This is a genomic window from Parachryseolinea silvisoli (assembly GCF_021190955.1).
GTDB lineage: Bacteria > Bacteroidota > Bacteroidia > Cytophagales > Cyclobacteriaceae > Ohtaekwangia > Ohtaekwangia silvisoli.
The window spans coordinates 553,281-569,345 of sequence record NZ_JAIOAO010000003.1 but is presented as its reverse complement, the minus strand read 5'-3'; the positions used below and the strand labels follow the sequence as shown (position 1 = coordinate 569,345).

The following is a 16,065-nucleotide window of genomic DNA, read 5'->3' as shown; positions in this document are numbered from 1 at the left end:
AATAACCGTTTTACCATACTATGAACATTTTGAATTTAACTGCTAAAATAGGAAGAAGATTGATCGGACCGATCAAATTCAATAAGTTTAATCAGGATCACATACGTACAATTGTAGATCATCCCGTTGGGGAGCTGCCCCGTCGCCACCTGTGCAAAGTGCGCCACCGTGATCGAAAAGAAACTACAAATATAGGCGGCATACAGAATCTTCACTTCCGGGTCTTTACAACGATAGAAGAAGTGCACCCCCGTAAACAGGATGACAAACTTCACGGCCATGTTCAGCAATAAGCCTATCCAGCCCATCTCTACCGCTACTTCCAGGTAGCCACTGTCCGGCGGGAAGCCTGCCAGCTCGTGGTTCGGCGCGTGCTCACGCCCATGCTCGCCACTGGTACCAATACCACCACCAATGGGGTGTGTCCAGATATAAGGCTGTATACGGCTGCGGTTCTTGTCACGCACCTGCATAGACGAATCTTCACTTGGGAAGAATGCCGACCGGATGCGGATGATCTGCGGCGTATAGATCGGGCCAAACAGAATAAAGATAAACACCGCCATCGCGCCCATGGCCAGCATCAGCGTGCGCCGGTTGTTGATCGTCATTAACACGTATAACGCAATGCCCGCGGGCACCTGCGCGTAGGCGGTACGGGTTCCCGAAAAGGCCATGGCCAGTAACATCAGCACGGCGGAGATCGCCATGTATATCCGGATCTTGGCCTTGAACGGCCCCATCATCATGATCAGGCAGAAAATCGCGGCATAGGCCATAAAGATACCCTGCGCGCTCACGTTTCCCAGAATCGAGAACTTCCGGAACTTGCCTTGAATAAAGTTCAATGCAAACAGCGTCGGCGAGCTTGTCACCCACTTTAAGTCCCACGGCGGCAGGCCGGCCACTTCCTGGTATATACCATAGGCGGCCGCAAAGGCCGCAAGCCCCACCCACAACCAGGTAAAGTCACGCACAAACTTCAGCGAGCTGAAAGCGTAAAAACTGATGTAATACGTGGCAATAAAGCTGATGATGCCCCGAAACGCCAGCTGCCAGCCACTCATGGAGGTCATGTTCGGATTGACGGCCTGCAACAACAGGTACGCAATCCACAACACCACCATGACCGTAATTCTGTTTTTATACCAGTCGGGGCGCATCTCGTCGTGCAAAAACGAGCGCACCAGCACACCCACCGCCGACGTAATCAGCAACACCTCCACCACCAATCCCACCGGCAGCTCATAATTGTAAACCAGGCGCTTGATGAAGAATATAAAGTACGACAAGCCCAGTGCCGTCATCAAACCAAAACGCGGAAATGTAAAGGCAAAGAACACGAACGGCAGCCCCACAAACACGGCGGCAAAAGCCCAGCTGAGCTTATAATCCAGGTGCCCCATGAGCCAGGCAACGGCACAGGAAAGCAAGGCCGCACCGATCAGCGGTCTCAGGTGACTGCTTCCTGCGTCTTTCCTCTTAGGAACGGTGGCTGATTTCTTAAACAACATACGCCTACAGGAACAACATCTTTACAAACATGGCCAAATAGACAGTGGCGATAAAAGCGATCACCAGCGACGCGTGCAGCTTGGTGTTGTTTGACAGCTCCGTCTTCTTATCGTTTGGGGTATTCGGTATACTATTTCGCATAAACAGCTTCAGGTATAGCCAGATTGATGGCGCGATATAATTCTGCTACATTGTTCTCCCAGGTGTGCCCCAGCGCAAACGCCCGGCGGGCACGCTGGCGGTCAGCATCGTCTTCTGCAAGCGCACGCTCGACCTGGCCAACATACGCTTCCTTGTCAGCACACAGATACGAATGCCCCGCAAAAAGCTCCATGGCTTCCGTGGCCGTGGCCACCACCGGCTTCCCCAGCGCCAGGTACTCATCTACCTTGCGTGGATAGTTGCCGACCGTGTTCAGGTTGAGCGCCTGCGGATTGATGCAGACGTCAAAGCTGTTGATATACGCCGGCACCTGGTCAAAAGGTTTGGCGCCCAGAAAATGTACATTGGGCAAACCATGTAAATCACTGCGGCGGAAAGCATCGTCTTCGGGACCGACAAGCACCACTTGCCAGTCGGGCCGGCTAACGGCCAGGTGACGTATCGTGGCAATGTCCAGACGGAATTCCAACAACGCGCCGGCATAGCCAATGATCGGCCGCCGGAGCGGTTTTATGTCGTCGGGAATGGCGTACCCGGCCTCCGGCGAAAACGCCGAGAGGTCGCAGCCCTGCCCGATAAAGTATGAATGTCTGTTGTATTTACGCGCATAGTTGGCCAGGTAGGTCGAGTTGGCCACCACGACGTCGGCTTGTTTCATCAGCGCGGGTTCTGTACGCTCGCCATGCCGCTTAAAGTAGTCTTGTGCCAGCAAGAAGTCGCGGATGTAGTAGATCGTCACCGCCGGCTTCAACACGTCCTGAATATGGGGACCGCGCAGAAAATCGTTGTCATTGAAGAGGTAAAAATCCCGGAAGCCAACTTGCTGAATGGCCTTCTGAATCGAACGCCCCAGGCGTTGATTGTTAATCTTCGTCCAGGCATCAAACAACGCTTGCGGGCGCACCCAGTTGACCGAGTCGAGTACAACAGGCGGTGTATACACCCAGAAATTCGGCGAAAGCTGTTCCATGACAGGCAGCTCTCCGCGCATCACACGGCGACGATTGACTACCTCGGGGGATTTGTCACCCCGCCACAACGAATAACGGTCCGCCGCGCGATTGATATATAGCACCCGGTTGTGACGGGCCACCTCCATGGCAATATTTTTACAGTTGCTGCCAATGGGGGTATCCCACGACTGCATGCCAAAAAAAACAAAGTCTTTACCGGTAATCATTTAGAGGGTCTTGCTAATGCGTTTTGAGTTGATCCGTTCCGAAACCAGGGTTATGCTATACCGGAAGTAATATCCCACATACCGCAGGATCTCCGACAGCTGTACGCCAAGCATCCGGCGCATCACCACCAGCGTCCCCACAAAGCCTATAAAGTAGCTGGCAAACGTGCCGTAGGCGGCACCGATCACACCGAACTGCAAAATGAAAAAGTAGTTCAGGGCAATATTCAGCAGGGCAATGGCCAAGGTAAAATAAAAACTAAACCGGGGCAGCCCCATCGAATCCCAGATGGTGCCCGACTGCCGCGTAAACGGCACCAACACCGAATACAAGATCGTCACCCGCAGGATATCAATCGTTTCATAATACGCGCCACCAGCAATGATGTACACGATCAACTTGGGAAACAAAAATATACCGATCACAAACGGGATCAGAAAAAGCAGAATAACGGCCACCGACTTTTCATACAGCAAGCGCAAGGCATGCTTGTCATTCTGATTGGCGATGCGCGCACTCTGTGGAAACACCACCTGCGCGGCCGAGCTGGTCGGCACATCGACCAACATCGTAATGCGCACGGCAGCATTATAGTCCGCAACCGAACTGGTCGAGATCATGCTGCCGAGCAGGATCTGGTCCATGCTGCTGAAGATCTTTCCGCTGATATTCGTACCAAATACATATTTTCCATAATGGAACAGCTTCCAGATCCACTCCGCACGATAGCGATAGTCCAACGCCAGATAGTCGCGCGTAAAGAAATACGATACGATGGTCGCTACAGCCAGCGCAGCGGTCTGTCCCAGTATCAGGTATGTTAAGGTGATTTCCCAGCCTGCCAGAAATGCCACCACCACACCGACAAAGAACAACCCCTGGCGAACGAAGGTGGAAACAAAGATACCCTGAAAGCGGAAGTTAGCCTGTTGTAAAAATTCAAACTGCGAGTACGGCGCCAGTATCACCGAAATCAGCATATAGCCGTAGAATAAAGGCTTGATCTTATCCGTCTCGAACAACATGGCCGAAAGGTCTGCCAGGAAGTAGATCGCCACCAGGCTGATAAGTGTCAGAATGATATTCAGGTATACCGATGCAGTTGTAATGGATGGATGATCGGGGCGATCATTTGAATTCAGGTATTTGATCAGCGCGTTTTGAATCAGCCCGTTGCGGGCTACTTCAAAGAGCGTTGTAATCGAAAGGAAGAGCGACCAGATACCAAACTCATCTTTAGGCAGCATCCGCGTCAGGATCATAAAACTGCCCACGCCAAAGAGAAGCATGGACGAACGTTGCATGATCGTGTATGCTCCTGACCTGAGCCAATATCCTTTACCCTGTGTGGACATGCCGTGTGTGTGAATTCATGATTAGCGTACCTTCGACAAGATCAGGTTCTCCCCTTTTTCCTGGATCGAGAAATTCTGACCCTCAATGGCCTTGTAAAAAACGTCTGAGGTACCGGCCTTGATCCGGTCATGCAGCTCGACGATCATCACGCTCACGTTCGGCAACCACTGTTGGTAGTTTGTGGTGAAAACTTCCTTCTCCGCCCCCTCGATATCCATCTTTAGAATATCGATGCTGCTCTCGCCGGTGTCGCTCAGCAATGTGCCTATAGACGTAGCTTTGAATGCGCCCGGATCGCTCGGACCGCAAGACTCTACGGTAAAGCCCCATGAGCCCAAGCCTTGATCTACTACGCGCAAATGCGTGTCTTCATTCCACACCGCTGACTTAACCGCTTTGATATTGGGATAACCCGCCGTGTTTTTGCAAAGCAGTTGATAATTCTGCGACTCCGGCTCCACCGCTACGATTGTCGCCCCCGGATATCTGTTGGCAAAGTAAAGCGACGCATAGCCCACATTGGCACCCGCGTCGACAATTAGTCGCGGCGACACATTCGCCACCTTAATATCATAGTCGTCGAGCAAAAAGATCTGCTCGAACGCCTGCACGTCCGACGTGCCTTTGCGTATGTACAACACGTTCTTACCATATTTGAAAGTGGCCTGGCCCTTTCCCATTTTCAGAGAGAGCACCAGCCGCATAGCGGTAAAGAAGCCAAACTTTTCAATATACTGTAATACTCGCTGAAATTTTGACTGCCGGATAATCGATTCGCGCGAATCCATGGAATGATAGGGGGTTACAGGTCGAGGTCTTTTACTTCTACACGGTTCAGTACAGCGCCAACGATCTTGCCGTTGAACTGATTCAGATAGCTGATGGAATCTTTGTCCAGCTGTTTTACCACAGATTCTGCCGAGAATACGGCAACTACTTTGTCGGCATAGCCGATCAGCTCTTTTGTATCAGGAAAGTCATTCATCGCGGCACCTTCCAGGAAGATGTAGTCATATACCATCTTCAATTCGGCAAGCATCCCCAGGAAGTCGCGGCCCGACAGGATCTCCGACGGAGAATCATTGTCTACCCGGCTGCCGATCACGTGAATGTTTTTGTATTTCGTGTGCGAGATAAAGTCACGCTCTTTGCTAAAGTCATCTTCCGGCTCGTGGCTGAGCAGCTGGTTCGCTTCCCCTTCTGCGGTCACGCCATTCGCACCTTTCAACTTTTTAAATTTCGACTTCACCAACAATTTGGTCAGCGCGGTATTCTTGAAGTTTGTATCGATGATCAATACTTTCTTTTGAATCAGGCTCAGCGAAAACGCCAGGCCCAGGATGGTAAAGGTCTTCCCCTCGCCCTGCTTCATGCTGGTCACCAGGATCACCTTCGCGTTCTGCCGCTCGATCTCAAAGCGCAGCTTACGGATCAGCTGCTTAAACGTAAGCAGATTGTTGTCGGTAATGTTTTTGTCGAACAGGAAGGCAAAGTCTGTGTTGCCCTTGATCACGTTCAGGGTACCCGACAAATTCATGTTCACGGACTTCTGGAAGTAGAACGGCGACTTCACGCGCGTGTCAACAAACTCCAGGAAAATGATCGTGAAAGCACACAGGAAGAAACTGGCTACACCCGCCAGCAATGTTACGACGATTGTCTTAGACGGTTCATGCTCCGCCGGCGGCAGGCCGCGCAAAATGATACGTAGCGGGTTACTGGCATTCGCCGTGTTCTGCGCCAGGTTATACTTCTCCTGCGCTTCGCGGTACTCCTGCGTCGCAACATCGATCTCGCGTTGAATATCGGCGAGGATTGCCTCTTTGCTGGTTAAACCCGACACATTGTAGCGCAGGGCATTTAGCTTCGAACTAATGGAAGCCAGGCTGGCTTCCGACACTTCCAGGGAAGTTTCATATTCCGCTTTCTTTTCAATCAGATCGCGCACCTTGGCGGCAGGGCTTACGCCGCCGTCACCACTGGTCGTGGCGGACGCGCTGCTCATCTCACTATACTGGTCGCGCAAGGTCTTGATCGAATCCAGCAGCCTCCGGTCGGAAGAGCCGCCTGCGATATAGCGCGAATTCATTTCGTTTATGGCATTCCTGAGGCGGACGATCTTCTGATTGTCACCACCCCGGCTTTCCGTTGAGCCGACGCCGCTCAGCTGCCCGATCTGTTTGTCCAGGCGGCGGATCGAAAGACGGTACTGGTTGATATCCGACTCTACTTCTGTACGACGTTTTTCCAGATCACTGATCTGATCGATGTTGGTCGCGCTTTGCAGCTCGATGTTCAATACGTTGTTCGCCTCTTTATACTGCCGCATCTTCTCGCCCAAAATGTCGAGTGTTTCTCTTTTCTGCGTCACCAGGTCCTTGAAGAAGTCCACCGACTCGGTCGAACGTTCATTTTTGGCAACGCGGTTGTAGCGCAGGAATTCGTCCGCCAGCGTATTGACCATAAAGGCCGACAACCGGGGGTTTTCCGACAAATACTCCAGGGAGACAAAGTCGGTAAAATTCACGCGCTTCACCGACAGGCTTTTCCGCAGCGACTTGGCATCATAACCATACTCTTTCAACAAGCCGGACACGCGGCGTTCATCCGCGTTGCTGGCGTTAAGCATGGTCATGGAATCGGCCTTGGCCAGCAATATCTTTTCGGCAATTTCCAGGAACGCCTTGTTGCGAAGTGTTTCCGGGTTCTTGGGACTACGGAAGGGGGCCTTGTCTTGCAAGTCGTGCAGCATGAGGCGGTACGACAACAGGCCGATAGCCTGCGGCGAGTTGATCGACTCGATCAGGTTGTTAAACTTCACATCCGCTTCGTATAAGCTGAAGCGTTCGTCGCTGACACGAACCTGCTCGTTGACGGTAAACCCTGTTGCTAATTGCAAGGTAGACCGAAACTCCCGGGCTGCCGTAAACTTGTAATAAAAGGCGATGGAGGCAGCTACCGTCGGCACCAGTATCAAAATCCATTTTCTCCGCAGCAAAAGCCTCCAAATGACCAGAACATCCATAGTAAAATCCTTATAAAAGTACCAATTTAAGCAATGAGCTATCTTTTGTAAAATAAAATTTCGACCAACCCGGTTTGACTGGCATTTCTGTCTGCGTTTCCTTGCGAAACAATGGTGTGATACTCCAATCCGTTACTGATAAAAAAGTCACGTATCGACGCTGCACGCATGCGCGCAAGCTCCAGGCCGTATCCTTCTGATCCAGTCCCGTCCGAATATCCCACCAGCCGCATCGCAACATCCTTTCGGGACGCCACCTTGTTGGCTATAAAAAAAAGTAATTCGCGCGAATTGTCTTCCACTTGAAACGATCCCGGACTAAACTTGATCCGCGTATCAAGTTTCAGGCCCAACAATGCTTGAATTTCAGCGCTCGTTAGATAAACCTCGTTGGGCTTCGATGAATCCGTTTTCGGTACGGATTGGTAAGCGTTGTCAGGGGCCGTTTGTTGCACCGGCACCACACTTTTTTGTTTGTTAACGGAGGACCGGTAAATATCGCTGAATTTCCCATCGCGATTGCTGGCAAAAAATGCCACACTATCGCCACATAGGGAAAAATAAGCATCAAATCCTTTCGTGTTGATCGGCGCACCCAGGTTCTTCGGAGTCGACCATGTCTCCCAGTTGTCGTACATCCGGTCGCTGTAGAACACGTCGGCATCACCCTTGCCGGTATGCCCATCGCTGGAAAAGTACAGTCGCTTTTTGTCTGCGGATAAGAACGGCGAAATCTCAAAACCGCTTGTATTGATCGTAGGCCCCATATTCTTTGGTTTGCCCCATTGTCCGTTTGCATTCTTGATGCTTACGTACAAATCCTCCTGCCCGCGACTGTCAGCTCCCTTCATGGAAAAGATGATGACGTCGAAATCAGGCGATACATACGGACTGAAAAAACCCTGCGAATCGATCCCCTCCACAGGCACCAATTCAGGAGCGGTCCAACCCGACGACAATAGCTTAGAAAAATAGATGCCATTAACCTTCTTGGTCGACGACGTATTGAGCAAATACAACACGTCTCCCTTTGCCGAGATGCCCACTACCGCCTGGCTGCCACGGTTGTTAAAACTCACCTTGCGGTTGTCGCTTTTCTGCCAGCCGCGACGGGCAGCGTCAAACGTGCTCACCCATACATCCGTGCCGGAATACTTGCCGCCAATATTGGATGGGTGCATAAACCGCGTGAAGTACAATGTCGTACCGTCGGGTGAAAGCAGCGGCATCGATTCCTCGAACTCCGAATTTACCGTACCCGGCAGTTTTTGAACAGTCTGGAAGCTTATGTCCTGGCCGAATGCGCGCATAGACAGGCATGCGATCAGGAAAAACGTGGATCTTACCATGTATACTGACGCTGGCTTTTGAAATTGTTAAGACGCAGGGACAGCACCAGGTCGTGGCTGCCGTCATTAAATTGTTTGAATTCGCCTACAGACATTTCGTATGAATAACCGGCTCCTATCACCGGGGTAAAATCAAATCCCACTTGCAACACCGCCGCCTTGATATCGCGGTATGTCAATCCCACCCACGCGCGTTCGCGGATGTCCGCCTTCACGCTGTAGTCAATCAAAAACGAGTTATCCATTTGCATAATGGCCAGCACGCTCGGTTTCAATACAAAATCCGCACCCGCTGGCAACGCAAGTCCAAACTGGCCGGTGGCGCGATAATATGACGATGAAAAATTCACCTCCGATGCTTTCAGTACGTTTGTCACAATCGGCAAATACGAAACACCCACATAAAAGTTTTGACCATATAACAACATGCCACCGCGTACACTCAGGTTGGTCTGTTTAGACGACCCATTCATCAAATACTCATAGAACGGATCGGCGTCGGGTTCCCTGCCCAAATAGATGCCATCCGTGTCCAGGTTGATCTGTTCGATCAAACCCGTCACACCGGCCGACAGCCGGACCTTCTTTGAAAGCGGATAATGCATGGAGTATGTCAGGCCGCCACCCAGGCGCTCCACAAGGCCGACCTTTTCATTGAACACATTCACGCCCCCGCCAATGATCATGCGTTTGCCCGCCGGAGCGAATCCGGGGCGCGATACCGCCTTGGCGTTGCTGGGCCGCAGCGTATTCGTCGCTATATCCAACGGCTGCTTGAGCCGGAAATTGGCCAGCAGGTTTACAAACTTCGGGGAGTTCTTGCCATAGCTCGTCATTTGCTGACGATACCCCAGCTTCACATCTGTAAAATCTTCCACCCCGCTGAACGCAGGATTGTACACCGGCGCGAACTGGAACATCTGCCCGCTGTTGGGAATATATTGTCCCCGGACAGCCCATACCAATACAAAAATAAATATACCTGTAAACGTTAATCTCATGCGAATTATTATTTCAGGATGGTGACAATGCCTTTGTACCGTTTATTGCCATACTGAAGATCGATCGTATAGTAATACGTATCGGGTGGCAATGCTTCACCTTTGATGGTGCCGTCCCACGACGCCGAAAAACCGTTAGACTCGAACACCAGCCGGCCGCGTTTGTCGTACACGCGGGTCTTGGACTGTTCGTATTGCGCCGGGTTGCTGTTGTCTGCGTCAACGATCTTCCATACGTCGTTGCTGCCGTCGCCATTGGGTGTAAAGGCGTTCGGAATGTCGATGTCCTGGAAGGTGTAGACCAATTTGATCGGGCGCTCCTTCGTCTCACTGGAAAGGCTGCCGTCAAAGACGTTGATGTATACACTCTTCGTCGCGTCTTCAATTTCTTCAAAGTTGACGTAAACGTACTGAATGCTGCGAATCGCGTCAATATACTCTTGTATCGTGGCTTCCCCCGCCAGTAACAACGTGCCGGCCTGCTGGTTGTAGTTCCCCGTGATCTTGCCCGTATTCGTAAACACCAGCCGGTCCTTTTCCAAATCGAAGCTTTGCAAACGGAAGCCAATCTCCGCGCTGGCCAACGTGGTGTTATCCGGGTCGGTAATAGTAAAAGTCTTGGTGATCTGTTGCGGCGTTTCTTCCGCTATCTCGTGCTCCAACGGTTCTGTTTCCAGGTCAGAGATGACGGGAGCATCGTTCACCGGCGTAACCGTCAGCTCCACCCGAGCGCTGTCAAGGCTATAGCTCATGCCGTCGCTGGCCTTCCAATACAGCGTATCCTGGCCGACAAAGTCTTGCGCCGGGCGGTATACCACATTCGGAAGTAATGAAGCCTCGATACGCGTAGCCGGCGTAATCGCCGTTCCGTTCAACAACAAATTCCCATGCCGCGGCATAACCGGGAACTGCACTTCGGCCAGCACATCGCCTTGATCCGGATCAGTGAATGCACCCGTAAAGGCAGCTGCTTCAAAAGCTTTAGACTGGTCCTCCTCTAACGTCACAACCACGGGCTGTACAACCGGCCGGCGGTTTACCTTCAGCGTAAACTCCTGCGTAGCCAGCACCTTGCTGCCTTGTTTAATCTGCAGCGTCACGACACTGCTGGCGGGAACGTCGGCCCCTGGCGTACCACTCAAACGAGCCTTGTTTTTACCGGTAGAGGTCAGCGTCGCCCAGGCCGGTTTTTGCGCCGCCGCGATCGTCAACGTCGGGTCTACGTCGGTGATGGTAATGTCGTATACATACGGCGTCTGGCGAACCGCCACCGTGACAGGCGTCGACGTAAAGTTTACTTCGACAACATTGACCGTAAAGGTCTGGGTATACGAATTCTGGTTCGGCGACACATTCGAGCCATTGTCAACCACGTTTACCGTGACAACCACTGTGCCCGTAGCATCTGGCTCGACGTTGTATTTAAGCGTCGCTTGTTTGCCCGTACCATTATAGGTAATGGTGGGCGATGAGACGATGTTGGTATTACCCGAAGAGACAAACCACGTCAGCTGCTGCGCATCTTCACCGGTACCTTTGGTTACCCCGGTAATGGTGATAGTTTGTGCTGCCGAATTTTCCAACACAAACTGATCGGGAATTTGGTCAAAGCCCGGCGGGTCGTTGATGCCGTCAACGGAAATCGTGATGGTAGCCGTGTTCGAGATCGCGCCCGAATTGTCGTTCACACGGTAGTTGGCCGTGGTCGACCCACTGAAGTTGGGCGCTGGCGTAAAGACCACAGATCCATTGGCATTGGCCGTAAAGGTACCCCCTGTGTTCGTAAAGCTCCCCTGTATACCCGCCTGTGAGGTGTTCAGGTCGACCGTGGCCGGATCGATTGTACCGTCCACGTCCGTATCGTTGGCGATGATGCTCACCGTAACAGCAGTGTTTTCGCTGGTAGTAGCGGCATCGTCTTTGGCCACGGGGGCATCGTTCTGAGGCTCGATCGTTACTGTGATCGTGGCGACATTCGACACCACACTCTGATTATCGCTCACCGTGTAGCTTGCAACAGCCGTACCGGTATAATTCTCGGAAGGCTTAAAGCTCACCACCCCACTGCCGTTGACCGAAAACGTACCGCCGGGTCCGGCAGTAGTAAATGTATTTTGAATGCCGGCAGTCGACGGATTCAGATCGACCGAACCGGTATTCAAACCATCATCGTCTTCATCATTGTCAAGCACCCGGATCGTAACCGTAACATCCTCTTTGGTGGTCGCCGCATCGTTGTTGGCCAACGGGGCATCGTTCACGGAATTAACGGTAACGGTAATCGCCACCGCGTTAGATTCCGCCCCTTCATTGTCACTCACGCGATAATTGGTAGTGGCCTTGCCGCTATAACCATTCGTCGGCGTAAAGGTTACCACACCCGCGCTATTCGCCGCAAAGGTACCGCCGGTAACGGTCACTGTATTTTGAATGCCCGTCGCGGCCGTATTCAAGTCTATCTTCGTAGGATCGAGCGTACCTTCAACGTCTTTGTCATTCGCCAGGATCGTGATTGTAACCGCTGTATTCTCAGGCGTAGAGGCCGCATCGGCCACCGCCACAGGCTTGTCGTTTACAGACGTTACCGTAACCGTGATCTTGGCAGCATTGGAAGTCGCGCCGACATTGTCGTCGACGGCATAGGTAATCGTCGTTACCCCAAAGACATCCTGCGCGGGGGTGAACCGGACCGTGCCCGATGCAGGAATGGTAAACGTACCGTTGTCAGTCGTAAGGGAGTTCTGAATGCCGGGAGTACCGGTGTCCAGATCGACAGTAGCCGCGTTGATCGTACCGTCGGGATCACGATCGTTCTGCACGACATTGAGCTGCACCGGTGTATCCTCCGGTGTAGTAACCGCATCGTCGGCGGCGATGGGCACACTGTTCACGGAATTAACGTTGATGCTGATCGTCGCGGCGTTCGAAGTAGCCCCCGCGTTGTCGCGCACCGTATAGGTGGTCGTGGCAATGCCATTGTAGTTTTCATTCGGGTCGAACGTAACCACACCGCTGCTGTTAACCGTAAAGATCCCCGCGCTTGTCGTGATCGACGTTTGGATACCGGTCTGTGATGTGTTCAGGTCGACCGAGCCAATGTTCAGCGAACCGTCAATATCGATATCGTTCTCCAGCACATTAACCGTTACAGTTTCGTTCTCTTCGGCAGCCGCCAGATCGTTGTTTGCCACGGGCGGGTCGTTCACTGCGCTGACGGTAATGGTGATCGTGGCCGCATTGGAGACACCACCTTCATTGTCCGCTACCGTATACTGTGCGGTGACCGTACCGAAAAAGTTTTTAGCGGGTACATACCGGATCGTGCCTGTCGAGTTCACGGTGTTGATCGTACCCCCGGCGACATCCACCGTATTTTGGATACCCGCCGATGATGGGTCGAGGTCCACCGTAGAAGGTTGCAGGGAACCGTCGACATCGCGGTCGTTCGTCAGAATGTTAAACGTTGCCTCCTGATCCTCGTCCGTAGAGAAAGCATCGTTGGTCGCCAACGGCAGATCGTTCACATTGGATACCGTAACGGAGATGGTCGCCACATTAGAGGTCTCCCCGTCGTTATCGTTTACCGTATACGTGATGGAAGCAGTACCGGTAAAATCTTTCGCCGGGGTGAACGTCACTATTCCGACATTGTCGACACTCCAATTACCCTGGTCTGTGTTGTTGGATTTTTGAATGCCCGGCGAGCCGGTATTCAGATCGACGGAATTGGCGTTGAGGGTGCCATCGTCTGTATCATTCTCGAGAACGTTGATCGTGACGGCCGTCTCTTCCTGCGTAGTGCCATTGTCGCCACGAGCCTGCGGTGCATCGTTCACGCCGATCACCGTAAAAGTAATCGTGGCAATGTTTGACGCCGCGCCGCTGTTATCGCTCACGCGGTAAGTAAGAGATGCCTGTCCTGTAAAACCCGCTACGGGCGTAAAAGAAACAACGCCGTTGCCGTTCACCGACCAGCTCCCCTGGTCAGTCGTATGGGAGTTCTCGATCGCGACGGTGCCCGTATTTAGGTCGACCGAGCCTTTATTAATGGTACCATTACCATCAAGATCCGTATCATTGGCTGTAACGTCCACCGTACCCGTGGTCTCCTCATTGGTGCTCGCCGCATCGTCCCTTGCCTCCGGCGCATCGTTGACGTTGTTTACCGTAATCGTAATAGTAGCCTGATTAGAAGTAGCGCCGCTCGCATCGCGCACCGTATACGCCAGCGTGGTCGGGCCGACAAAGTTTGTGACCGGCGTAAAGGATACTACCCCATTATTATCGACGCTCCATGCACCGGCATCCGTCGTCGTACTCTGATCGATGGCATCTGTGGATACAATCAGGTCGACCGTGCCCGCATCTACCGGTCCTTCGTTATCGGTATCATTTTGTACAACGTTGATCGTCACGTTGCTCTCCTCTGCCGTTTGGCCGGCATCGTCATTCGCAACCGGTGGGCTGTTGACCGCGTTTACCGTAATCGTAACCGTTGCGATATTCGAGAGCTCGTTTTCGGTGTCGCGTACGGTATAGGTCAGCGTCGCCGTACCTGAATAATCATTGTCGCCTTCGAACGTCAATTCGCCCTGACTGTTGACACTCCACTCGCCAGCCTCCGTGCTGTTATCATTCTGGCGGCCTGAGCGACCCGGATCGAGGTCAACCGTGCCGGGGTCAATGCCGATTGCATCGTCGGTATCGTTTTCAAGAATGAGGATCGTTACTTGCCCGCCTTCGGCAACCACCCCCGTGTCATCGTTTGCCACGGGTGCGCTGTTGATCACCGTAATAGTGATTTGACCCGGTAGCAGAAAGCCGCTGATGCTATACGAAAGGGATGCTGTGCCTGAGAAACCAGCCGCCGGTGTAAAGGTCAGGTCACCGGTGTCTGTTACGGAATAGTCACCATCACTATTAGAGACCGTTTTTTGGGCACCCGGAGAAAATATACTTGGATCAAGATCGATCGTGGCAGGATCTGCACTATTATTGGCTTCGATATCGTTCGTGGCGATATTGAATGTCACTGCCACGCCCACGGGCGTAGAAGCATTGTCTCCCGGCGCGACCAGCTGGCCGAATACGGCAGAGGTGACGAGGGTGAGCAGTAAAGGTAATGTTTTTGGCAAAAAACGCATATTCCAACTAAAGACCGACAAAAATAACAAATATATCGGTACTGTATTCCGGCAAAATTCTATTTGTAACTCTTAGTTTCGTGGTTTAATCGCTTTAAAAACAATGATTCGTACGCTTCTCGTGATTTTTTGGCTTGGCATGTTGACCGTTGGCTATACATATGTAGGATACGGCATGATTATTTACATTTTGAGCAAGCTCAAGCGCCGCTCCTCTCCCGTAACTATACAGACTGATAGCGAGTTACCCGTAGTCACGCTGCTGGTGGCTGCCTATAACGAAGAGGGTTATATCCTCGATAAAATCCACAATACCCTCGCCCTGGACTATCCCAAAAATAAACTGAAGCTCTTTTTTGTCACCGATGGCTCGAACGACAGAACCCCCGAAATAATCCGGAATTTTCCGGAGATTGAAGTGTTCCACTCACCAGAGCGCCGCGGAAAGATTCACGCTGTAAACCGTGTCATGAAGCATGTTTCAACACCTATCGTCGTGTTTTGCGATGCTAACACCGCCCTGAACCCCGAAGCGCTCAAGCTGATTGTACGCCACTACCAGGATCCGACCGTTGGCGGCGTGGCCGGTGAGAAACGTATTCTCTCCAAAGACAAAGACAATGCCTCCGGATCAGGCGAAGGCCTTTACTGGAAATATGAATCTTTCCTGAAAAAGAAAGATGCCGAAGTCTACTCCATCGTGGGAGCCGCGGGCGAGCTGTTCTCCATTCGCACCGAGTTGTTTGAAGAGCCCGCGGAGAACATGCTGATCGAAGACTTTTACCTGTCGCTGCGCATTGCCGCAAACGGCTACCGCTTCGCGTACGAGCCCGACGCCTTCGCCAGCGAGACAGCGTCCGCCTCCGTAGGCGAAGAATGGAAACGCAAAGTGCGAATCTCCGCCGGCGGCTTCCAGGCCATGTATAAGCTCTCCTATCTCCTGAACCCCTTCCGGTACGGCATCCTCACCTTTCAATACGTATCACACCGTGTCTTGCGCTGGACTTTGGCGCCGCTCTTCCTGCCACTGATCCTGGTCAGCAGCTTGTACCTGGCCATACTAGGGATTGGCTTCTACCAGATGATGTTTGTCGCCCAGGTGGCATTCTACCTGCTGGCCGCCTTGGGTTATGCCCTGCGCGACCGGAAGATTGGCATCAAGGGCTTTTTTGTACCCTATTATTTTGTCGTGATGAACCTCTCGGTTTATGCGGGCCTGGTACGCCTGTTGCGCGGACGGCAATCCGTGGTATGGGAAAAAGCGAAACGTGCGGAAGCATAAGCAGCATCTTTCCATTTTGATCCATCCGCAAACTCATTATTTTTGTACCC

At 52.3% G+C, this 16,065-nt stretch carries 10 protein-coding genes; 1 reads left to right on the top strand and 9 read right to left on the bottom strand.

The window, feature by feature from the left end; translation table 11 throughout:
• Positions 1 to 35: 35 nt before the first annotated feature.
• Genes K7P01_RS19545 through K7P01_RS19505 form a run of 9 tightly spaced genes read right to left on the bottom strand, consistent with a single transcriptional unit; the run spans position 36 to position 14,724 of the window.
• Complete coding sequence (locus K7P01_RS19545) at positions 36 to 1,514, bottom strand: O-antigen ligase family protein (RefSeq protein ID WP_267296181.1); 1,479 nt, start codon at positions 1,512 to 1,514, stop codon at positions 36 to 38.
• A gap of 4 nt (positions 1,515 to 1,518) precedes the next feature.
• Positions 1,519 to 1,656 carry a hypothetical protein gene (locus K7P01_RS19540; protein WP_267296179.1) on the bottom strand — a complete coding sequence of 46 codons (138 nt, stop codon included), beginning with the start codon at positions 1,654 to 1,656 and terminating at the stop codon, positions 1,519 to 1,521.
• Positions 1,646 to 2,857 carry a glycosyltransferase gene (locus K7P01_RS19535; protein WP_267296177.1) on the bottom strand — a complete coding sequence of 404 codons (1,212 nt, stop codon included), beginning with the start codon at positions 2,855 to 2,857 and terminating at the stop codon, positions 1,646 to 1,648. Before K7P01_RS19535 ends, K7P01_RS19540 begins: the two co-directional genes overlap by 11 nt.
• A complete protein-coding gene (locus K7P01_RS19530; RefSeq protein ID WP_397311127.1) occupies positions 2,858 to 4,213 on the bottom strand; it encodes a flippase in 1,356 nt (451 codons plus the stop codon).
• Between the two features lie 21 nt (positions 4,214 to 4,234).
• Entirely contained in the window at positions 4,235 to 5,002 is a 768-nt protein-coding gene (locus K7P01_RS19525; RefSeq protein ID WP_267296173.1) for an FkbM family methyltransferase, read from the bottom strand.
• 14 nt (positions 5,003 to 5,016) lie between these two features.
• On the bottom strand, positions 5,017 to 7,239 hold the full coding sequence (locus K7P01_RS19520; protein WP_267296171.1) for a GumC family protein: 2,223 nt from the start codon (positions 7,237 to 7,239) through the stop codon (positions 5,017 to 5,019).
• Between the two features lie 38 nt (positions 7,240 to 7,277).
• The gene (locus K7P01_RS19515; protein WP_267296169.1) at positions 7,278 to 8,588 is read right to left on the bottom strand and encodes an OmpA family protein; all 1,311 of its coding nucleotides are present in this window, start codon (positions 8,586 to 8,588) and stop codon (positions 7,278 to 7,280) included.
• Positions 8,582 to 9,589: a PorP/SprF family type IX secretion system membrane protein gene (locus K7P01_RS19510; protein ID WP_267296167.1), complete on the bottom strand. Its 1,008-nt coding sequence runs from the start codon at positions 9,587 to 9,589 to the stop codon at positions 8,582 to 8,584. Before K7P01_RS19510 ends, K7P01_RS19515 begins: the two co-directional genes overlap by 7 nt.
• Positions 9,590 to 9,597: 8 nt before the next feature.
• Positions 9,598 to 14,724: a tandem-95 repeat protein gene (locus K7P01_RS19505; protein WP_267296165.1), complete on the bottom strand. Its 5,127-nt coding sequence runs from the start codon at positions 14,722 to 14,724 to the stop codon at positions 9,598 to 9,600.
• 112 nt (positions 14,725 to 14,836) lie between these two features.
• On the opposite strand from K7P01_RS19505, the gene K7P01_RS19500 reads away from it, so the two are divergent.
• The gene (locus K7P01_RS19500; RefSeq protein ID WP_267296163.1) at positions 14,837 to 16,015 is read left to right on the top strand and encodes a glycosyltransferase family 2 protein; all 1,179 of its coding nucleotides are present in this window, start codon (positions 14,837 to 14,839) and stop codon (positions 16,013 to 16,015) included.
• The last annotated feature ends 50 nt before the right edge of the window (positions 16,016 to 16,065 follow it).